Here is a 20,116-nt window from a genome sequence, read left to right as displayed (position 1 = left end):
TGTACGGAGGGGTCGCCCGGCGTCGCGCGCGTGCCCGACGGGCCGCGCCACCCCCCGTATCCAGCACCCGGTACGGCGACCAGCGCGTCGCGTACCGGTGACCACTGACGAAAGTGGAGTGTTCCTGTCATGAAGATGTCCCGTATCGCCGCCGTCGGCACCGTCGCCGCCTCCGCCGTTCTCGTCCTCTCGGCGCCCGCGTTCGCGCACGTCAGCGTCTCCCCCGAGGGCGCCGCCGCCAAGGGCGGGTACGCGACGGTCAACTTCAAGGTGCCGAACGAGATGGACGACGCCGCGACCAACAAGGTCGAGGTCACCTTCCCGGCCGACCACCCGCTCGCCTCCGTCATGACGGAGGCCGTCCCCGGCTGGAACGTCAAGGTCACCAAGAGCAAGCTCGACAAGCCGCTGGAGATCCACGGCGAGAAGATCGACGAGGCCGTCACCAAGGTCACCTGGACCGCCGACGGCAAGGGCATCCAGCCCGGCAGCTTCCAGAAGTTCCCGGTCTCCCTGGGCCAGCTGCCCGAGGACACCGACCAGCTCGTCTTCAAGGCGATCCAGACGTACGACAACAAGGACGTCGTCCGCTGGATCGAGCCGCAGCAGAAGGGCCAGGAGGAGCCGGAGCACCCGGCGCCCGCCCTGGAGCTGACCGCTGCCACCGAGGGCCACGGCGCCGCCGCCGACACCAAGGCGGACGACAAGGGCGGCAAGACCGAGAGCGCGTCCTCCGACTCCTCGGACAGCAGCGACACCATCGCCCGCGTCCTCGGCATCGTCGGCATCGTCGTCGGCGCGGCGGGCGTCGCGTTCGGCGTCCTCGCGGGCCGTCGCCGCGTCACCGGCTGAGCCGTCGGCCGAGCCACCCCACGGGGTGCGCCGCCGCGGCACGCAGCCGCCCCGGTGCACCCCGACCCCCTCACATCTGGGACATTTCCGTATGCGCACGAAGAGCTCGAAGAGCCACTCCAAGCACCTCTCCAAGAGCACCAACAAGAAGTTCGCCGCGGCTGCCCTGCTGGCCACCGCCGCCCTCACGCTGACCGCCTGCGGCGGCGGTGACGACAAGAAGCCGGTCGCCGACGTCTCCGTCGAGACCGACTCGGGCAAGGCCTCCACGGTCCTGGACAAGCCCTACGAGAAGCCGAACCTCGTCCTCACCGACACGCACGGCAAGAAGTACGACCTGCGCAAGGAGACCAAGGGCAAGCCGACGCTGATCTACTTCGGCTACACGCACTGCCCCGACGTCTGCCCGCTGACGATGAACAACATCGCGGTCGCCAAGAAGAAGCTGCCCAAGGCGGACCAGAAGAAGCTGAAGGTCGTCTTCGTCACCACCGACCCCGAGCGGGACACCCCCGCCGAGCTCAGCAAGTGGCTCAAGGGCGTGGACGCCGACTTCACCGGCCTGACCGGCGACTTCGCCACCATTCAGGCAGGCGCCCGCCAGCTCGCCATCAGCATCGAGCCGCCCAAGAAGCAGAAGGACGGCAAGATCGTCTCGATGCACGGGCTGCAGGTCATCGCCTTCTCACCGAAGAACGACTCGGGATACGTCATGTACAACGCCGACGCGACAGCCGGTGACTACACGAAGGACCTCCCCAAGCTCATCGAGGGAAAGAACCCGTGAACCACCGCACCACCCTCCACCGCACCACCCGGCGCCGCACCACCCCCCACCGCGCGTTCACCGGCGGAGCCATGGCGCTGGCCGCCGCGCTCGCCCTGGCGGGCTGCGGCGGCTCGGACTCCGGCAAGGACTCCGAGCCGGCCTCGGCGAAGGCCCCCGACCTCAAGGTCAGCGACGCCTACATCCCCGAGCCCACCATGGCCGACATGGCGGCCGGTTTCCTCACGCTCACGAACAAGGGCGGCGCCGACAAGCTCACCTCCGCCACCAGCGATGTCGCGGGCTCGGTCACGCTGCACAGCACCAAGGGCGGCGCGATGAAGGAGCAGAAGTCCTTCGACGTGCCCGCGGGCGGCCACCTCGACTTCACCAGCGGCGGCAACCACCTGATGCTCGAAAAGCTCAAGCGCAAGCTGGAGCAGGGCGAGAAGGTCACCCTGACGCTGCGCTTCCAGAAGTCGGACCCCGTCAAGGTCGAGGTGCCGGTCAAGGAAGCGACGTACCAGCCGAAGCAGCACGACACGTCACACAACTCGCACTGAGGGACGGACCGTTGATGCAGACCATCGCTTCCCGCTCCGGGGTCGCTCCCCGGACCAGCGCCGCCCCCCGTGTCTGGCGGCTCCTCCTCGTGCTGCTCGCGGCGACCGGCGCCTTCCTCGCCGGGGCCGCGCCGGCCTCCGCGCACGCCGCGCTGACCGGTAGCGATCCGAGGCAGGGAGCGGTGGTCGAGGCGGCCCCCGCCCAGGTCAAGCTCACCTTCTCGGAGAAGGTCGCCATGTCGGAAGGCTCCGTGCGGGTGCTCGACCCGTCCGGCAAACGCGCCGACACCGACAAGACGACGGACCTGGGCGCCAACACGTACGGCGTGAAACTCCGCCCCGGCCTGCCCGACGGCACCTTCACCGTCGCCTACCAAGTGGTCTCCGCCGACAGCCACCCCGTCTCCGGCGCCTTCACCTTCTCCATCGGCGCGCCCTCCGACACCAAGGTCGCGCTGCCCGACCAGGAGGCCGGCGGCGGCCTGGTCGGCGTGCTCTACGACATCACCCGCTACGTCTCGTACGCCGGGTTCATCCTGCTCGTCGGCGGCGCCGCCTTCGTGCTCGGCTGCTGGCCGCGCGGCGCCGGGGTGCGGCCGCTGCAGCGGCTCGTGACGTCGGGCTGGGTCGCGCTCACCGCCTCCACCCTCGTCCTGCTGCTCCTGCGCGCCCCCTACACCGGCTCCGGGAAGCTCGCCGACGCCTTCGACATGGGCAAGCTCGGCGACGTCCTCAACACCAAGACGGGCGCGGCCCTCGTCTCCAGGCTGCTGCTCCTCGCCGCCGCCGCGCTGTTCATCGCGGTGCTCTTCGGCGCGTACGCGAAGCGCGAGGGACCCGACGACGCGGCCGAGAAGAAGGACCTCACCTTCGGGCTCGCCATCGGCGGCACCGTCGTCGCCATCGGCATCGCGGCGACCTGGGCGATGGCCGAGCACGCGTCGACCGGCATCCAGGCGGGCATCGCGATGCCCGTCGACGTCCTGCACCTGCTCGCCGTCTCCACCTGGCTCGGTGGGCTCGCGGCGCTGTGCCTCGCGCTCTTCCGCACGGCCGCGGTGGACGCGCCCGCGGTGCGCCGGTTCTCGGCCGTGGCATTCACCAGCGTCGTCGTACTCGCCGCGACCGGCACGTACCAGTCGTGGCGGCAGGTCGGTTCATGGTCGGCGCTGACCGGTACGTCGTACGGGCAGCTGCTCCTCGTCAAGATCGGCCTGGTCGTCGTCCTGGTGGGCGTCGCCTCCGTCTCCCGCCGGTGGACCGGCCGGATCACGGCCGAGGCCGCGGCGGCGACCGCCGTGGTCGTCGAACAGCGCGGGAAGCAGACGCAGGCTTCCAAGCAGGCGTCCAAGAAGACGGTCACCGTGCCCGCCACCGACGCGGACACGGGCGGCGATTCCCAGCGCTCCGCCCAGTTGGCGCGCCAGCGTGCCGCCATGGACACCGCCCGCGAGAAGCGCATACGTGACGCCGACCCGCACCGCTCGGGCCTGCGCCGCTCGGTGCTCACCGAGACCGGCATCGCCGTCGTCCTGCTCGCCGTGACGACGATCCTCACCACCACCGAGCCGGGCCGCACCGAGGAGGAGGCCGCGGGCGCCACCGCGGCGGCAGCGGCGCAGCGCTCGGGCCCGCTCAAGGTCAAGGTGCCCTTCGACACGGGCGGCACCGACGGCAAGGGCACGGTGCAGCTGGACCTCGACCCGGGCCGCAGCGGCAGCAACGCCCTGCACCTGTACGTGAAGCGGCCCAACGGCAGCGCCTTCGACGTCCCCGAGGTGAAGGTCTCCTTCACCCTCGCGTCGCAGGACGTCGGACCGCTGCCCGTCGCGCCCGACCACATCGCCACCGGACACTGGAGCGCGAACGGCGTGCAGATTCCGATGGCAGGAAACTGGAAGATCGCGGTGACGGTGCGGACCAGCGACATCGATCAGGTCACCGTGAAGAAGAACGCGCAGATCGGCTGAGTGGAACGACCATGGCGGACAACGGCATTTCGAGGCGGCGGCTGCTCGGCACCGCCGGCGCGACCGGACTCGCGCTCGGCGCGGCGGGCGGCGCCGCCGGATACGCCGCGGCACCCTCGTCCGACTCCTCCGCCGCGGTGGACGGCTCGTCGTCCGCGCTGACGTCCCTCGGCACGGACGAGGTGATGTTTCACGGGAAACATCAGCCCGGCATCACCACGCCCATGCAGTCCCGCGGCCATCTGGTCGCCTTCGACCTGGTGGCGGGGACGGGCCGCAAGGAGGCGGCAGCCCTGCTGCGCCGCTGGTCGGCGACAGCCCAGGCGCTGATGGCGGGGCGGCCGACCGACGGCGACGACACAGCCGTCGCCCGGGACGCGGGCCCGTCCTCGCTCTCCGTCACCTTCGGTTTCGGCGCCTCCTTCTTCTCCCGCACGGGCCTGGCGAAGCAGCGCCCGGCCGCCCTGGACCCGCTGCCCGACTTCTCCTCGGACCATCTCGACAAAGCGCGCAGCAACGGCGACCTGTGGGTGCAGATCGGCGCGAACGACCCGCTCGTCGCCTTCCACGCCCTGCGCGCGATCCAGCGGGAGGCGGCGGGCGCGGCGAAGGTCCGCTGGCAGATGAACGGGTTCAACCGCTCGCCGGGCGCCACCGCACGCCCGATGACCACCCGCAACCTGATGGGCCAGATCGACGGCACGAACAATCCCAAGCCGTCGGAGAAGACCTTCGACCAGCGCATCTTCGTCCCCGATGGCGGGGACCCCGCGTGGATGGCGGGCGGTTCCTACGTCGTCGTCCGCCGCATCCGCATGCTCCTGGACGACTGGGAGAAGCTCGGCCTGAAGGAGCAGGAGGCGGTGATCGGACGGCACAAGTCGGACGGCTCACCGCTGACGGGCGGCTCGGAGAGCACCGAGCCGAAGCTCGACAAGACCGGCCCGGACGGCAAGGTCGTGATCCCGCCCAACGCGCACGCCCGCATCAGCAGGCCCGACCAGAACGGCGGCGCCGCGATGCTGCGCCGCCCGTTCTCCTACCACGACGGCTTCGACGCCAAGGGCGAGCCCGACGCGGGCCTGCTCTTCATCTGCTGGCAGGCCGACCCGATGAGCGGCTTCATCCCGGTGCAGCGCAAGCTCGACCGGGGCGACGCCCTGTCGGAGTTCATCCGGCACGAGGCCAGCGGGCTCTTCGCGGTGCCGGGCGGGGCGGCGAAGGGCGAGTACGTGGGGCAGCGGCTGCTGGAGGGGTGAGCCGCCGCTCGCGCCGGCGCGTGGCGTATGCGGGGGCGCGTGTTGGGGTGCATGCGGGGGCGTACGCCTTCTTCGTACGCGCGTACGTGCGACGGGCGCCGCTCTGTGAGACGCGTGAGCCGCGCCACGTCGGGCCCATTAGGGTGACGGTATGTCGGCGACGCGCTATACGTACCTGGGCCCCGAAGGCACCTTCACGGAGGCGGCACTCCGCACGCTGCCGGAGGCGGCCGCCCGGGAGCTCGTCCCCATGGTCTCCGTGCCCGCCGCGCTGGACGCGGTCCGCGGCGGCCAGGCGGCTGCCGCGCTGGTGCCGATCGAGAACTCCGTCGAGGGCGGCGTCACCACCACCGTCGACGAGCTCGCCAAGGGCGAGCCCCTGATGATCTACCGCGAGGTCGTCCTGCCGATCGCCTTCGCGCTGCTCGTGCGCCCCGGCACGAAGCTCACGGACATCAAGACGGTGACCGGTCACCCCGTGGCCCAGCCGCAGGTCCGCAACTGGCTGGCCGCGCACCTGCCGGACGCCCTGTGGGAGTCGGCGGCCTCGAACGCGGACGGCGCCCGCCTGGTCCAGGAGGGCCGCTTCGACGCCGCCTTCGCGGGTGAGTTCGCCGCGGCGACGTACGGCCTGGAGCCGCTGGTCAGCGAGATCCACGACGCGGCGAACGCCGAGACCCGCTTCGTGCTGGTCGGCCGCCCCGCCCGGCCCGCCGCGCCGACGGGGGCCGACAAGACCTCCGTCGTCATCTGGCTGGGCGACGACCACCCCGGCGCGCTGCTCGAACTGCTCCAGGAGTTCGCCGTACGCGGCGTCAACCTCATGCGGATCGAATCGCGGCCGACGGGCCAGGGCATCGGCAACTACTGCTTCTCGATGGACGCCGAGGGGCACATCACGGACCGCCGGGTCGGCGAGGCCCTGATGGGGCTCAAGCGGATCTGCCCGCAGGTGCGCTTCCTCGGGTCGTACCCGCGGGCCGGAGTGGCGACGGAGGACGTCCGGCCGCTGCGGCCCGGCACGACCGACAGCGAGTTCATGGCGGCGTCGGACTGGCTGGCACGCTGCGAGGACGGCCGTTTCTAGCCGCTCGCCCGCTCGCCGTCCGGTCCTACCTGCAGATTTACGTTGTCCACAGAAGTTATCCACAGGTGCGCGTCTCGACCTGGGGACAAGTCGACAACGAAGCACGACATGGTCGACAAATCGGCGCAGGGGCCTCAAGTCCGTCCACAGTCCGGCACGTCACCCCTCGTCCACTCTTTTCCATTGATCAACTCTTTGGGGCGAGGGATTTCCACTCGAAAGAGGGTGTGCGGGTGGTTTGGGAAGCGATTCCTTCGGCCCGTGCGGAGCTTTCGGAACTCCCCCTTCCGGCATCCACAGATCTTTCGCACAGGCTGTGGACAACCGTCCGGAGTCGCCGATTCCTGTGGACAACCGCGGCGAGCGGGCGGCCAAGTCCCGCCTCCCGCAAGGAGTTCGGGTCAAGACGCCGGGTGCGGTCTGCCCCATTTCGGGGAATGGTGGCCATTTATTGACCCGCACCCCGAGTGCTCAGCGGCGGCGTTTTTCCAGCCGGGCCGAGCCCCATTCGGAGCCGTCGGCCGCCGGGAATTCCCATTCCGGCAAAACGGGCATAACGCACACCATGCAATATCGAGTCGTAGGCCGCAACCGCGCGACGGTAGCCTTGAAGGGTGATTGACCTTCGCCTGCTCCGTGAGGACCCCGACCGTGTTCGCGCCTCCCAGCGCGCCCGTGGAGAGGACGTCGCGCTCGTCGACGCCCTGCTCTCCGCCGACGAGCGGCGCAGGTCGTCCGGCCTCCGCTTCGACGAGCTCCGCTCCGAGCAGAAGGCGCTCGGCAAGCTGATCCCCAAGGCCGCGCCCGAGGAGAAGCAGGAGCTCCTGAAGAAGGCGGGCGAGCTCTCCGCGGCCGTCAAGGCGGCCAACACCGCGCAGGACGAGGCCGACGAGGAGACCAAGCGCCTCCTCGGGCAGCTGGGCAACCTCGTCCACCCGGACGTCCCGGTCGGCGGCGAGGAGGACTTCGTCGTCCTCGACACGATCGGCACCCCGCGCGACTTCGCGGCCGAGGGCTTCGAGCCGAAGGACCACCTTGAGCTCGGCGAGCTGCTCGGCGCGATCGACGTCGAGCGCGGCGCCAAGGTCTCCGGATCGCGCTTCTACTACCTCACCGGTATCGGCGCCCTGCTCGAACTCGCCCTGGTCAACGCCGCCATCGCGCAGGCGACCGAGGCCGGGTTCATCCCCATGCTGACGCCGTCGCTCGTCCGCCCGCGCGCCATGGAGGGCACGGGCTTCCTCGGCCAGGCCGCGGAGAACGTGTACCACCTGGAGAAGGACGACTACTACCTGGTCGGCACCTCCGAGGTGGCGCTCGCGGCGTACCACATGGACGAGATCATCGACGCCGACAAGCTGCCCCTGCGGTACGCGGGCTTCTCGCCCTGCTACCGCCGCGAGGCCGGCACGTACGGCAAGGACACCCGCGGCATCTTCCGCGTCCACCAGTTCGACAAGGTCGAGATGTTCTCGTACGTCGACCCGGCCGACGCCGAGAACGAGCACAAGCGTCTCCTGGAGTGGGAGAAGCAGTGGCTGACCGGCCTTGGCCTGCCCTTCCAGGTGATCGACGTGGCGACGGGTGACCTCGGCGCCTCGGCCTCGCGCAAGTACGACTGCGAGGCGTGGATCCCCACCCAGGGCAAGTACCGCGAGCTGACCTCCGCCTCGAACTGCGACGGCTTCCAGGCCCGCCGCCTGTCGATCCGGATGCGCGACAGCAGCGACGGCAAGAAGGTCCTCCAGCCGCTGGCCACGCTGAACGGCACGCTGTGCGCCGTTCCGCGCACCATCGTGGCCATCCTGGAGAACCACCAGCAGGCCGACGGCTCCGTGGTGGTGCCCGAGGTCCTGCGTCCGTACCTCGGGGGCCGAGAGATTCTGGAGCCCATCGCCAAGTGAGTCACCCTGCTCCGGTCACGCCCTCCTTCCCGTACAAGCTGGTCGCGACCGACCTCGACGGGACGCTGCTGCGCCCCGACGACACGGTTTCGGGACGTACGCGCCAGGCGCTCACCGCGGTCACCGCGGCGGGCGCGGCGCACATCATCGTCACCGGCCGTGCGGTGCCCTGGACCCGGCACATCCTCGACGACCTCGGCTACGACGGGCTCGCGGTGTGCGGCCAGGGCGCGCAGGTGTACCACGCGGGGGAGCACCGGCTGCTCACCTCGGTGACGCTCGACCGCCAGCTCGCGGGCCTTGCGCTCGCCAAGATCGAGGCGGAGATCGGCCCGCTCTTCCTCGCCGCGAGCCGCGACGGCATCGACGGCGAGGTGCTGGTCGGCCCCGGCTACGCGGTCCAGGAGGGCCCGCTCCCCGCCATCCCCTTCACGGACGTCGCCGACCTGTGGGCGGCCCCGCTGAACAAGGTGTACATCCAGCACCCCGGCCTGAGCGACGACGCGCTGGCGCAGGTGGCGCGCCGGGTGGCGGGCGATCTGGTCGGCGTGACCATGGCGGGCGAGGGGATAGTCGAACTCCTGCCGCTCGGCCTCTCCAAGGCCACGGGCCTCTCCCTGGCGGCACGCCGCCTCGGCGCGAAGGCCGCGGACACGATCGCCTTCGGCGACATGCCGAACGACATCCCGATGTTCGGCTGGGCGGCCCACGGCGTAGCCATGGCCAACGCCCACGACGAACTCAAGGCGGTCGCGGACGAGGTGACGACGTCGAACGAGGCGGACGGCATCGCGGTGGTTCTGGAACGCTTGCTGGGCTGAGGTCGCCGAGCGGGCGAGGGGGCGTATCCGTCCCGTCGGGCGCTTGAGTTTTCCAGCGGTCGGGCGCTCAAGATTCCCAAGCCCGTCGTGCGCTCAAGCTCCCCGGCCCGTCCGGCGCTCGAATCTTCAGCCCACCCGGTGCTTGGGATTTCCAGCCGGTCCGGCGCTCGAGATCTTCAGCCCGTCCGGCGTTTGAGGACGAACTCGGCGAAGCCGGTGATGAAGGCCGGATCAGGCGGCGCGGGCCCCCACCCCCGCCCAAGCCCAGTGCAACGCCCCGTCACTCCTCCCCGGCCAGCGTCAGCGACCGGAGCCGCTGCCCCGCGTACCACGTGGCGACCACCGTGACGACGGCCAACAGTACGGTCGCGGCCGGCAGACCCACGTCCGAGGTGATCAGGTCACCGTGGCCGACCTTCTGCGCCACGGCGAGCGACCACTGCTGGACGCTGAGCGTGCGCGCCCCGGAGACCAGCGAACCGAAGAGCGCCTCCCACACCAGCGCGTAGACGAGCCCGAAGACCACGGCGTGCCGGGTGACCGTGCCGAGGAGCAGGAAGATCGCGGCGTACGTGACGGACGCGACGAGGGCGGCGATCGTGTAGGCGATGGCGATCTGCTGCCCGTTGCCGTTCAGGATCATCCCCGAGATGAACGTGGGGATCGCCGAGAAGGCCATGGTCACGGCGATGGCGACGATCAGCTTGGTGAAGATGATCGTGGGCCGCCGGACCGGCTTGGAGAGCAGGTAGACGACCGAGCCGTCGTCGATCTCCGGACCGATCGCACCGGTGCCCGCGATGACGCCGATGATCGGCACCATCGTGGCGAGCGCGAATCCGCCGAGGACATCGGCGGCCACCTGGTCGTCGGCGCCGCTGAACCCCCGTACCGCCGCGGAGATGACGATCAGGAGGAGGGGCAGGGCGAGGAGGATCAGTGCCCGGCGCCGGCCGAGCAGGGCCCGGTAGGTGAGCCGGGCGACAGTGGGGTTGTACACGGTCAGTCCCTTCAGGCCGCGACGAGGTAGGAGAAGACCGACTCGAGGGACTCGTCCGAGGGCGAGACCGTCAGGAGCCGGATGCCGTGCTCGCGGGCGACGCGGGGCAGCAGCGCGGTGAACCGGCCGAAGTCGACCGCCTGGATGCGCAAGGCGCCCTCCTTGAGGTCGACTTCGATGCCGGCCGTCGACGGATCGGCGATCAGCGCGGCGGCCAGGGCGCGGTCGTCGCTTGAACGGATCAGATAGCGGTGCGGGCGGTCGGTCATCAGGCGCCGGATCCTGCGGAAGTCACCGCTGGCCGCGTGCCGTCCGGCGACGATGACCTCGATGTGCGAGGCGAGTTGCTCGACCTCTTCGAGGATGTGCGAGGAGAACAGGACCGTGCGGCCCTGCCCGCCCATGGTCCGCAGGAGGTCCATCAGCTGCATGCGCTGACGCGGGTCCATGCCGTTGAAGGGCTCGTCGAGCAGCAGCACCGCAGGGTCGTGGACCAGGGCGGAGGCCATCTTCACGCGCTGGCGCATGCCCTTGGAGTACGTCGAGATCTTCCGGTCCTGCGCGTACTCCATCTCGACGGTGGCGAGCGCCTTCTTGGCAGCCCGCTCGTCGAGACCGTGCAACTCGGCGTTGGCGACGACGAACTCGCGGCCCGTGAGGAAGTCGTACATCGCCTCGCGCTCGGGGACGATACCGATGTCCTTGTAGATCTCCTGGTTGCGCCAGATGGGCCTGCCGTCGAGGGTGACGCTGCCCGTGGAGGGGGCGAGGAAACCACCCATCATGTTGATGAGCGTCGACTTGCCCGCGCCGTTCGGACCGAGGAGCCCCGTGACTCCCGGGCCGATGTTCATGGTGATGTCGTTGACCGCCACGACGTTCCCGAACCAGCGCGACACATGGTCAATATTGATCGTGGTCATCAGAGGCCGACCTTCCGGTAGCGGCGCATCAGCGCGCCGTAGCAGCCCGCGATGAGGCAGAGAACAACGACTACGTAGAGGGCGCCTACGGCGGAAGAGGGGCCTTCCCCTCCGGGGAAGGCGGAGGTGGCGCCGAGGAAGGCGGTCTGTACGCCGTCGATGAGCGTGATCGGCGAGAAGAGGCCGAGCCAGGCGATGGCTCCGGTGCTGCCCTGCTCGGAGGCGATCTGCTGGACCGTGGACACCGCTCCGTAGGTGATGGTCAGCACCGCGATGACGGCGGCGATGCCGAATCCGCGGCGGGGTGTGACGGCGGAGATGACGAGGGCGATACCGGAGAAGAGCAGGGAGAGCAGCGCCACGGAGACCAGCCCCTGACCGAATCCCTTGGTCTGGTCGGCGAAGTCGAGCTTGGCGAGCAGCGCCCCTACGTAGAGCACGACGAGCGGCGCCGCGGTGAGGACGAAGAGCGCCGAGGACATCGCGGCGAACTTCGCCGCCACGTAGTCACCGCGCTCGATGGGCCGCGAGAAGTAGAGGGGCACTGTCTTGAAGCGCAGGTCGCGGGAGACGGTCTGCGGGGCCTGGGCTGCCAGGAAGAGGCTGATGACGGCCTGGAGCACGATCGCGTAGCGCGTGTAGTCCAGGGGGAGGTCGTCGGCCTTGGTGGCGACGGCGACCGCCACCATGATCGCCGCGGGTGCGCACATCACCGCGAAGAGGATCATCGGCAGGACCTTGGACTTGGCGGAACGCCCGAGTCCGTACGCGCCGCGCAGGCTCTGGGAGAAGAGCGAGCGGCGGGCGTAGGCACGGCCGAGCCGCGGTCCTTCGTAGTTGCGGTAACCGATGTTGTGGATGCGGGTGGACTCGGGGGCCCGTGCGGGCTCCGGACTCCGGGTGGCCTCAGTGCTCATCGCGGCCGGCCCCCTTCTGCTGTGCGGTGGTCACGAGGGCGGCGGTGGGCCCGGCCGCGGGCTCCTGTCGCGGCTCGTCCGTGAAGACCTCCGCGATGTGGTGCCTGCGCTGTTCCATCCGCACCAGGCCGAGGCCGAGGTCGGCGACGAGGTCGCGCACGACGTCGTACGTCTCCTCACCCTCGGCGGTGAGCAGGATCGTGTGCCCCGCGCCGGGCAGCTCGCCGCCGGTCTCCGTGCCGATGCCGCGGCCCCGCAGCGCCTCGCGCAGCGCGCGGGTGCCGTCGGGGTGGTCGTCGGTGTCGGTGACCTCGACGGCGAGCGTCGTGGTGGTCTGGGTGAAGTCGGTGGTGGAGCTGGACCGCAGGAGCTTGCCGCCGTCGATGACGACGACGTGGTCGCAGGTGCGCTCCAGCTCGCCGAGGAGGTGCGAGGTGACCAGGACCGAGATGCCGAAGTCGGTGTGGACGCGGCGGATCAGGCCGAGCATCTCATCGCGCCCGACCGGGTCGAGGCCGTTCGTCGGCTCGTCGAGGAAGACCAGCCGGGGGTCGTGGACGAGGGCCTGCGCGAGCTTGACGCGCTGCTTCATGCCGGTCGAGTAGCCGCCGATGGGGCGGTAGCGCTCTTCGTAGAGCCCGACGTGGCGCAAGGTGTCCGCGGTGCGCTCGCGGGCCGCGGTGGGCGGGAGTCCGGACATGCGCGCCATATGCACGACGAACTCGGTGGCCGAGACGTCTGGCGGCAGGCAGTCGTGCTCCGGCATGTACCCCACGCGTTCGCGGATCTCGCCGCCGCTGGTGGCGACGTCGAGGCCGAGCACGGTGGCGCGGCCCTCCGTGGCGGGGGACAGACCCAGCAGGATCTTGATCAGTGTGGACTTGCCGGCTCCGTTGGCTCCGACGAGTCCGGTCACACCGGGCCCGATATCCATGGAGAGCCGGTCAAGCGCGGTCACCCTGGGGAACCGCTTGCTCAGGCTTTCGGTCGCGATCACAGTCACGCTTCGACGCTAGTGGCGCGGCCCACACCGGCGCGTCAGACCAAGGGCCTGCCCTGCCCTCACTCTCGAGTATCACGGGCCCGTAGGGGTCGTCCGGAAGTCGACCCGTGGGGGTTCTTCCGGACCTCTCCCGCAGGGTTGGACAGAACTCTTGACGTAGCCGCCGGGCATTGTCACATTCATCAGTGTCAAGTTACGACCGCGTACGGCGATGACCCGGGACACGGGATGCACCGGACTCGGGATGGACCGGACTCAGGACGGACGGTGGCATGACCTCAGCGGTGGCGGGCGAACTCTCGGCGGAGCTGCGGGGGTTCAGAGAAGTGCAGACCCTTGCGTACGCGTGCGCCGAGGCGGTGGCGGCTCAGCTCAGGCCGGGTGTGACGGAGCGCGAGGCGGCGCGGATGCAGCGCGAGTGGCTGCGCGAGCGGGGCGTGCGCGACTGGTTCCACCTGCCCTTCGCCTGGTTCGGGGACCGCACGGCGTTCGCGGGCTTCCGGATCCCCCTGCAGTTCTTCCCCACCCACCGCAAGCTGGAGCCGGGGATGCCCTTCATCCTCGACATGGCCCCGGTCTACAAGGGCTTCACGGCCGACATCGGCTACTCCGGCTGCCTGGGCCTCAACCCCGTGCACGACAGGCTCCTCGCCGACCTGGAGGCGCACCGCGAGCTGATCCTGCGCGAGGTGCGCGAGCGCAGGCCGTTGCGGGAGATCTATGAGGACGTCGACCGGCTCATGGTCCGCCAGGGGTATGCCAACCGCCATCGCGCGTATCCGTTCGGCGTCATCGCGCACAAGGTCGACCGGGTCAAGGAGCGCCGCCTTTCCCCGCACCTCTTCGGTTTCGGCACACAGTCACTGAAGGGCCTGGTCAGCGATGCGATCCACGGCCACCGCGACGGCTGGTCGCCGCTGTGGTCCCCGTACAAGTTCTCCGACCACCCACCCCGGAAGGGGCTCTGGGCGGTCGAGCCGCACCTCGGTTTCCGAGGTACGGGCGCGAAGTTCGAGGAGATCCTGGTCGTCACCGACTCCAAGGACCCCGAACAGAGCGCTTTCTGGCTGGACGACGATCTGCCGCATGTGCGGCGCTGGGCTGAGGAGAGGGCCGCCGCATGACGACCGGAGACATCGCCAAGGGCACCGGCGAGGAGCGGAGCGGCGGCCTGCGGGGCGCGCGCGAGCGCTGGGTGCGCACGGGCGGGGTGGAGCTGTGCGTCGCCGAGCTGGGCGACCCGGACCGGCCCACGATCCTGCTCGTGCACGGCTATCCGGACTCCAAGGAGGTGTGGAGCGAGGTCGCCGGGCGCCTCGCCGACCGCTTCCACGTCGTGCTGTACGACGTCCGCGGGCACGGCAGGTCGACCGCACCGCGTCCGCTGCGCGGCGGCTTCACCCTGGAGAAGCTGACCGACGACTTCGTGGCGGTCATCGACGAGGTCAGCCCGGACAAGCCGGTGCACGTGGTCGGGCACGACTGGGGCTCGGTGCAGTCCTGGGAGTTCGTGACCGTGAAGCGCACGGAGGGCCGCATCGCCTCCTTCACCTCGATGTCGGGCCCCTCGCTCGACCACTTCGGCCACTGGATCAAGCAGCGCGTGTCCCGGCCCACGCCCCGCAAGGTCGGCCAGCTGCTCGGCCAGGGCGCCAAGTCCTGGTACGTGTACATGCTGCACACCCCCGTGCTCCCCGAGCTCGCCTGGCGCGGCCCGCTCGCCAAGCAGTGGCCGAAGATCCTCCAGCGCCTGGAGAAGGTCCCGGCGGGCGACTATCCGACGTCGTCCCTGCCCCAGGACGCGGCACACGGGGCCTGGCTCTACCGCGACAACGTCCGCGCGAGGCTGCGCAGGCCGCGCACCGACGCGTACGCCCACGCGCCCGTGCAGCTCATCACGCCCTCCGGCGACATCTTCCTGTCCGAGCGGCTCTACGACGAGCTGGAGCTGTGGGCCCCGCAGCTGATCCGCCGCACCCTGCCCGCCAAGCACTGGGTGCCGCGCACCCGACCCGACCAACTGGCCGCCTGGATCGGCGAGTTCGTCACGACGAACGAGGATGGCATGCCCGTCAACGACAGCGGTGCGAGCGGCAAGCACGCCGACCGGTTCGGCGGACAGCTCGTCCTTGTCACCGGAGCGGGCAGCGGCATCGGGCGGGCCACCGCCTTCGCGTTCGCCGAGGCGGGCGCGCGCGTGGTGGCCGTCGACCGGGACGCGGAGAGCGCGGCCCGCACGGCGGAGATGTCGCGCCTGATAGGTGCCCCCGCGGCCTGGGCCGAGACGGTCGACGTCACCGACGAGCAGGCCATGGAGAAGCTCGCCGAACGGGTCGCCACGGAGTACGGCGTGGTGGACGTCCTGGTGAACAACGCGGGCATCGGCATCGCCGGTTCCTTCCTTGAGACCAGCAGCGAGGACTGGAAGAAGGTCCTCGACGTCAATCTGTGGGGTGTCATCCACGGTTGCCGGCTCTTCGGCAAGCAGATGGCCGAGCGCGGCCAGGGCGGCCACATCGTCAACACGGCGTCCGCGGCGGCGTACCAGCCCTCCCGGAGCCTGCCCGCCTACAGCACCTCCAAGGCGGCCGTCCTGATGCTCAGCGAGTGCCTGCGCGCCGAGCTCGCGGGCCGGGGCATCGGGGTCTCCGCGATCTGCCCGGGCTTCGTGAACACGAGCATCACGGCGACGTCCCGCTTCGTCGGTGTCGGGGCCGACGAGGAGAAGCGCCGCCAGAAGAAGTCGGCCCGGCTGTACGGCCTGCGCAACTACCCGCCGGAGAAGGTCGCCGACGCGATCCTGCACGCCGTCGTCAAGAACCAGGCGGTGGTCCCGGTCACCCCGGAGGCCCGCGGCGCCCGCTTCATGTCGCGCTTCAGCCCGAAGGCCCTGCGTGCGATAGCCCGATTGGAGCCGCCGCTGTGAGCAAGGAGACGGATCCCCGCACGGGCGCGCGGGAGCACTACGCGATCGTTCCGCGCCGGGTCTCGTTCGACTGGGACGGGACACCTCTGCACTGGATACCGGACGAGCCGACCGCCACGCACGTCATCAACGTCCTGCATCTGCTTCTCCCGGCGGGGGAGCGGTGGTTCGTGAAGGTCTTCAAGGAAGGCCTGCCGCTGATCACCGATCCCGCACTGCGCGGGGACGTCAAGGGGTTCATGGGTCAGGAGGCCACGCACAGCGTGCAGCACGCGCACGTGCTCGACCACCTGGCGGCGCAGCGCCTGGACACCGCTGCCTTCACCAAGTACGTCGACTTCCTCTTCGAGAAGCTCCTCGGCGAGAAGCCACCGCTGGGCGTGCCGGTGCCGACGCAGGAGTGGCTTCGGTTCCGGCTGTCGATCATCGCCGCGATAGAGCAGTTCACGGCCGTCCTGGGCGACTGGGTCCTGCGCGCCGAGGGCCTCGACCGCGCCGGGGCCGACGAGGTCATGCTCGATCTGCTGCGCTGGCACGGGGCGGAGGAGGTCGAGCACCGCGCGGTCGCCTTCGACATGTTCCAGCACTGCGGCGGCCAGGGCCTCCCCCGGTACGCGCGCAGGGTCGCTGGCATGGCGGTCACGGCGCCCGTGATGCTGTACCTGTGGATGTGGGGCACGGCCTATCTGATCCGCCACGACCCCCAACTCGCGGACCGCTCGCGGTACTCACTGGCCGAGCACAATCGCGCGGTCCGCAAGGGCCTGCTGCCCACCTGGCGCGAGCTCGGCACGGCGATACCCCGCTATCTGCGGCGGTCGTACCATCCCTCCCAGGAAGGCTCGTTGCGCAAGGCCGTCGGATATCTGGCGCAGTCGCCCGCGGCGCGGGCCGCGGCGGGCGCGATCGGCCGGACGGCCACCGCGTAGCGGCTGTGCCCAGGCGACACGAAGGGCGGGGGGCGTGACGTATACGGAGCCCACAGAGCAACCGGCGGAGCATCGCGCGGAGTACCGCATCGAGGATCTGGCGCACCACAGCGGGGCGACGGTCCGTACGATCCGCGCCTATCAAGACCGCGGGCTGCTCCCCCGTCCGGAGCGGCGCGGTCGGTCGAACGTGTACGGGGACGAGCATCTGGCACGCCTTCGGCAGATCGCGGACCTGCTGGACCGCGGTTACACCCTGGCGTCCATCAAGGAGCTCCTCGAGGCCTGGGACGCGGGCCGGGGGCTCGGCGGGGTGCTCGGCCTGGTCGCGGAGGTCGACGGCCCGTGGACGGACGAGAAGGCCGACCGGATCACCCGTGCCGAGCTCGACGCGGCCTTCGGCGGCACTCCCGACGAGGCGGCGGTGGCCGACGCGATCGCTCTCGGGGTGCTCGAACCGATACCGGGCCGCGAGGACGAGTTCCTGGTGCCGAGCCCACAAGAGCTCTCGGTGGCCGTCGAGTTGTACGCGGCGGGCGTACCGCTGTCGGCTATTTCGGGGCATTTGCGGGAGTTGAGGGGCCAGGTCGAGCATATAGCCGCCCGTTTCCTGGAGTTCACGACCGAGCACGTATTCGCGCGCTACCTCGGACCTCACCCGCCGACCGACTCGGACGCGGCGGAGGCGGCCTCGCTCGTCCGCAGGCTGCGACCGCTCGCCCAGCAGTCGGTGGACGCGGAACTGGCCCGCGCGATGCGGACGTTCGCCACCAGGCACCTGCGTCAGCACCTGGAGCCGGGGGCACTCGCCTCTCGCACGGACGAGCGGCAGAACGTAGCACTCCCGGCATCCACAATGCGCGCCGTTCAGGCCCTGGTTGGCGAGACGAACGCGCCCGCGTTCATTGCCGCAGCCGCCGAAAAGGAGGTGCAGACAAGGACATTGGACGCGCTGGCGACAAGAGGCCCAAATATGCCGCAAGTTAGCCAAATGCCGCCAGTCGCTTAAGAGTTGTCCACAGAATTATCAACTAGCCTGTGGATAACTCGACTTGGCTGTGGATCAAACCTCCGGGCCTCGACCCGTCGATGAAAAGTCGATGGACGAAAATCGAGCACACGGAAAACGGCGTTTCAGCTCAGCTGTCGGGACGCCTCGGTGGCGATTTTCTCGAACACCGACTGGTCCGCGGCGAAGTCCGAGCCGGGGATCGGCCAGTGCACCACGATTTCGGTGAAGCCCAGCGCCTGGTGGCGGCCGGCGAAGTCCACGAAGGCGTCGACGGACTCAAGGGGACGGCCGCGCTCCGGCGTGAAGCCGGTCAGCAGGACCTTGTCCAGGTCGGCCAGGTCCCGGCCGATCTCCGCACACGCCTTGCCAAGCTTCTCGAGCTGACCCGAGAGCGCCTCGCGGGACTGCTCCGGCGTGCCCGCCTCGAAGAGCTTCGGGTCCCCCGTCGTCACCCACGCCTGCCCGTGCCGGGCCGCGAGCTTCAGGCCGCGCGGGCCGGTGGCCGCCACGGCGAAGGGCAGCCGCGGCCGCTGCACGCAGCCCGGGATGTCACGCGCCTCGGTCGCCGAGTAGTGGGTCCCTTCGTACGTCACCGAGTCCTCGGTCAGCAGCCGGTCGAGCAGCGGCACGAACTCCGCGAACCGGTCGGCGCGCTCGCGCGGGGTCCAGGGCTCCGCACCGCTCCGCAGCAGCGTCGTGGCGTCGAAACCGTTGCCGCCGGCGCCGATGCCGAGCGTGATCCGGCCTCCGGAGATGTCATCGAGCGAGATGAGCTCCTTGGCGAGCGTCACCGGGTGCCGGAAGTTCGGTGACGTGACGAGCGTGCCCAGGCGCAGCCGCTCGGTGGCCGTCGCGGCGGCGGTCAGCGTGGGCAGCGCCCCGAACCACGGCCCGTCACGGAAGGTGCGCCAGGCGAGATGGTCGTACGTGTACGCCGCGTGGAAGCCGAGCTCCTCGGCCTGCCGCCACTGGTCGCGGGCGCCCTCGTGCCAGCGACGTACGGGAAGAATCACAGTGCTCAGACGCAGACTCATGCCCCAGAGCTTACGGCGGGGCCCTGAGCCGCCGAGTACTCAGATGTGCGCCCCAGCGCACGGCCGTGCGCGCATATGCGGGACAATCGAGGGCGTGACCTCAGCGACCCCAGGGCCCCGGCGCCCGGCCCCCACCGCCCCGGCCCCCACAGCTTGGGCGCCCGGCGGCCCGGCCGCGAGCCGGCCGCGGCCCCGGCTGATCGCGACGGACCTCGACGGCACGCTGCTGCGTGACGACAAGACGGTCTCGGACCGCACCGTCGCCGCGCTCGCGGCAGCCGAGGAGGCCGGCATCGAGGTCTTCTTCGTGACCGGCCGCCCGGCCCGCTGGATGGACGTCGTCAGCGCGCACGTCCACGGCCACGGCCTCGCCATCTGCGGCAACGGCGCCGCCGTGGTCGACCTGCACGGCGGCCCCGGCACCCACCGCTTCGTCAAGGTCCGCGAGTTGGCGCGGGAGTGTGCCCTCGAGGTCGTGCGCAGGCTGCGCGCCGCGGCGCCGGGCACGTCCTTCGCGATCGAGCGGACCGGGGGACTGCACCACGAGGAGACGTACCCACCGCTGCACATGGAGCCGGGCGAAAGCGTCGCCCCCGCGGAGAAGCTGCTCGCCGAACACGCGGCGGACTCCGCGGCCCCCGACCAGCCCGTCCTCAAGATCCTCGCCTTCCACCCCGGGCTCGCCCCCGACGAATTCCTGGTGCTCGCCCGCACGGCCATCGGCGACCGGGCCACGGTCACCCGTTCCAGCCCGAGCGCCCTCCTGGAGATCAGCGGCCCCGGCGTCTCCAAGGCGAGCACCCTGGAGCTGTGCTGCGCGGAGCGCGGCATCACGCCGCGGGAAGTCGTCGCCTTCGGAGACATGCCCAACGACATAGAGATGCTCGCCTGGGCCGGTACGTCGTACGCGATGGGCAATGCCCACCCGGACGTCGTCGCCGCGGCCTCCGGGCGCACCGTCGCCAACAACGACGACGGCGTCGCGGTCGTGATCGAGCAGATCCTCAGAGCCTGTCTTTGAACCCCCGTCGTCCGCGCGAAGCGCGGGCGCAGCGGTGGATTGGGGCCTCCCCTGCTCGAGCGGAGCCGAGAGCTTGGGGAAGCGTTCGATCGGTGTGCGGAGTCCCAGGTCATGTGGCGGAGCCACCTG

General features: G+C 70.4%; 18 protein-coding genes. 13 read left to right on the top strand and 5 right to left on the bottom strand.

The window, feature by feature from the left end:
- Positions 1 to 129 precede the first annotated feature (129 nt).
- The 8 genes from AC07DI_RS25895 to AC07DI_RS25860 all read left to right on the top strand — a co-directional run bounded on the left by AC07DI_RS25895 (position 130) and on the right by AC07DI_RS25860 (position 9,222).
- Positions 130 to 852: a YcnI family copper-binding membrane protein gene (locus AC07DI_RS25895; protein WP_478906275.1), complete on the top strand. Its 723-nt coding sequence runs from the start codon at positions 130 to 132 to the stop codon at positions 850 to 852.
- 91 nt (positions 853 to 943) lie between these two features.
- Positions 944 to 1,639: an SCO family protein gene (locus AC07DI_RS25890; RefSeq protein ID WP_478906274.1), complete on the top strand. Its 696-nt coding sequence runs from the start codon at positions 944 to 946 to the stop codon at positions 1,637 to 1,639.
- Between the two features lie 71 nt (positions 1,640 to 1,710).
- Positions 1,711 to 2,181, top strand: a complete 471-nt coding sequence (locus tag AC07DI_RS25885; protein ID WP_478906385.1) for a copper chaperone PCu(A)C — start codon at positions 1,711 to 1,713, stop codon at positions 2,179 to 2,181.
- Positions 2,182 to 2,195: 14 nt separating this feature from the next.
- Entirely contained in the window at positions 2,196 to 4,151 is a 1,956-nt protein-coding gene (locus AC07DI_RS25880; RefSeq protein ID WP_384254545.1) for a copper resistance CopC/CopD family protein, read from the top strand.
- A gap of 11 nt (positions 4,152 to 4,162) precedes the next feature.
- The gene (efeB, locus tag AC07DI_RS25875; protein WP_478906273.1) at positions 4,163 to 5,410 is read left to right on the top strand and encodes an iron uptake transporter deferrochelatase/peroxidase subunit; all 1,248 of its coding nucleotides are present in this window, start codon (positions 4,163 to 4,165) and stop codon (positions 5,408 to 5,410) included.
- A gap of 151 nt (positions 5,411 to 5,561) precedes the next feature.
- Entirely contained in the window at positions 5,562 to 6,497 is a 936-nt protein-coding gene (gene pheA, locus AC07DI_RS25870) for a prephenate dehydratase (protein WP_384254540.1), read from the top strand.
- Positions 6,498 to 7,111: 614 nt separating this feature from the next.
- Positions 7,112 to 8,401: a serine--tRNA ligase gene (serS, locus tag AC07DI_RS25865; protein WP_478906272.1), complete on the top strand. Its 1,290-nt coding sequence runs from the start codon at positions 7,112 to 7,114 to the stop codon at positions 8,399 to 8,401.
- The gene (locus tag AC07DI_RS25860) at positions 8,398 to 9,222 is read left to right on the top strand and encodes an HAD family hydrolase (protein WP_384254535.1); all 825 of its coding nucleotides are present in this window, start codon (positions 8,398 to 8,400) and stop codon (positions 9,220 to 9,222) included. Before serS ends, AC07DI_RS25860 begins: the two co-directional genes overlap by 4 nt.
- A gap of 280 nt (positions 9,223 to 9,502) precedes the next feature.
- Here AC07DI_RS25860 and AC07DI_RS25855 read toward each other — a convergent pair whose 3' ends face one another.
- Genes AC07DI_RS25855 through AC07DI_RS25840 form a run of 4 tightly spaced genes read right to left on the bottom strand, consistent with a single transcriptional unit; the run spans position 9,503 to position 13,059 of the window.
- Positions 9,503 to 10,222: an ABC transporter permease subunit gene (locus AC07DI_RS25855; RefSeq protein WP_478906271.1), complete on the bottom strand. Its 720-nt coding sequence runs from the start codon at positions 10,220 to 10,222 to the stop codon at positions 9,503 to 9,505.
- Positions 10,223 to 10,233: 11 nt separating this feature from the next.
- Positions 10,234 to 11,145 (bottom strand): ABC transporter ATP-binding protein, encoded by a 912-nt coding sequence (locus tag AC07DI_RS25850; RefSeq protein WP_384254531.1) that lies wholly within the window; start codon positions 11,143 to 11,145, stop codon positions 10,234 to 10,236.
- Positions 11,145 to 12,062, bottom strand: a complete 918-nt coding sequence (locus AC07DI_RS25845) for an ABC transporter permease (protein WP_384254528.1) — start codon at positions 12,060 to 12,062, stop codon at positions 11,145 to 11,147. Before AC07DI_RS25845 ends, AC07DI_RS25850 begins: the two co-directional genes overlap by 1 nt.
- On the bottom strand, positions 12,052 to 13,059 hold the full coding sequence (locus AC07DI_RS25840; RefSeq protein WP_384254685.1) for an ABC transporter ATP-binding protein: 1,008 nt from the start codon (positions 13,057 to 13,059) through the stop codon (positions 12,052 to 12,054). Before AC07DI_RS25840 ends, AC07DI_RS25845 begins: the two co-directional genes overlap by 11 nt.
- A gap of 278 nt (positions 13,060 to 13,337) precedes the next feature.
- Here AC07DI_RS25840 and AC07DI_RS25835 point away from each other — a divergent pair, with 278 nt between their 5' ends.
- From AC07DI_RS25835 to AC07DI_RS25820, 4 genes are read left to right on the top strand one after another with little or no spacing between them, the layout of a single operon-like run.
- Positions 13,338 to 14,189, top strand: a complete 852-nt coding sequence (locus AC07DI_RS25835; protein ID WP_384254526.1) for a M24 family metallopeptidase — start codon at positions 13,338 to 13,340, stop codon at positions 14,187 to 14,189.
- A complete protein-coding gene (locus tag AC07DI_RS25830; protein WP_478906270.1) occupies positions 14,186 to 15,991 on the top strand; it encodes an SDR family oxidoreductase in 1,806 nt (601 codons plus the stop codon). The genes AC07DI_RS25835 and AC07DI_RS25830 overlap by 4 nt, the downstream gene beginning before the upstream one ends.
- Entirely contained in the window at positions 15,988 to 16,920 is a 933-nt protein-coding gene (locus tag AC07DI_RS25825) for a metal-dependent hydrolase (protein WP_478906269.1), read from the top strand. The genes AC07DI_RS25830 and AC07DI_RS25825 overlap by 4 nt, the downstream gene beginning before the upstream one ends.
- A 34-nt stretch (positions 16,921 to 16,954) precedes the next feature.
- Complete coding sequence (locus AC07DI_RS25820) at positions 16,955 to 17,929, top strand: MerR family transcriptional regulator (RefSeq protein ID WP_384254519.1); 975 nt, start codon at positions 16,955 to 16,957, stop codon at positions 17,927 to 17,929.
- Positions 17,930 to 18,054: 125 nt separating this feature from the next.
- Here AC07DI_RS25820 and AC07DI_RS25815 read toward each other — a convergent pair whose 3' ends face one another.
- On the bottom strand, positions 18,055 to 18,966 hold the full coding sequence (locus AC07DI_RS25815; RefSeq protein WP_478906268.1) for an LLM class flavin-dependent oxidoreductase: 912 nt from the start codon (positions 18,964 to 18,966) through the stop codon (positions 18,055 to 18,057).
- Positions 18,967 to 19,060: 94 nt separating this feature from the next.
- On the opposite strand from AC07DI_RS25815, the gene AC07DI_RS25810 reads away from it, so the two are divergent.
- A complete protein-coding gene (locus AC07DI_RS25810) occupies positions 19,061 to 19,987 on the top strand; it encodes a Cof-type HAD-IIB family hydrolase (RefSeq protein WP_478906267.1) in 927 nt (308 codons plus the stop codon).
- Positions 19,988 to 20,116: the final 129 nt, after the last annotated feature.

It is taken from the genome of Streptomyces sp. NPDC044106, from assembly GCF_056433985.1.
The sequence above is the reverse complement of the archived record's forward strand: the minus strand, read 5'-3'. Positions and strand labels throughout refer to the sequence as shown.

Excerpts from the sequence above, each read along its gene's own strand:
- pheA (WP_384254540.1), top strand. The coding sequence starts at position 5,562 with ATGTCGGCGACGCGCTATACGTACCTGGGCCCCGAAGGCACCTTCACG.
- AC07DI_RS25830 (WP_478906270.1), top strand. The coding sequence starts at position 14,186 with ATGACGACCGGAGACATCGCCAAGGGCACCGGCGAGGAGCGGAGCGGC.
- AC07DI_RS25895 (WP_478906275.1), top strand. The coding sequence starts at position 130 with ATGAAGATGTCCCGTATCGCCGCCGTCGGCACCGTCGCCGCCTCCGCC.
- AC07DI_RS25815 (WP_478906268.1), bottom strand. The coding sequence starts at position 18,966 with ATGAGTCTGCGTCTGAGCACTGTGATTCTTCCCGTACGTCGCTGGCAC.
- efeB (WP_478906273.1), top strand. The coding sequence starts at position 4,163 with ATGGCGGACAACGGCATTTCGAGGCGGCGGCTGCTCGGCACCGCCGGC.
- AC07DI_RS25880 (WP_384254545.1), top strand. The coding sequence starts at position 2,196 with ATGCAGACCATCGCTTCCCGCTCCGGGGTCGCTCCCCGGACCAGCGCC.
- AC07DI_RS25845 (WP_384254528.1), bottom strand. The coding sequence starts at position 12,062 with ATGAGCACTGAGGCCACCCGGAGTCCGGAGCCCGCACGGGCCCCCGAG.
- AC07DI_RS25835 (WP_384254526.1), top strand. The coding sequence starts at position 13,338 with ATGACCTCAGCGGTGGCGGGCGAACTCTCGGCGGAGCTGCGGGGGTTC.
- AC07DI_RS25885 (WP_478906385.1), top strand. The coding sequence starts at position 1,711 with ATGGCGCTGGCCGCCGCGCTCGCCCTGGCGGGCTGCGGCGGCTCGGAC.
- AC07DI_RS25890 (WP_478906274.1), top strand. The coding sequence starts at position 944 with ATGCGCACGAAGAGCTCGAAGAGCCACTCCAAGCACCTCTCCAAGAGC.
- AC07DI_RS25850 (WP_384254531.1), bottom strand. The coding sequence starts at position 11,145 with ATGACCACGATCAATATTGACCATGTGTCGCGCTGGTTCGGGAACGTC.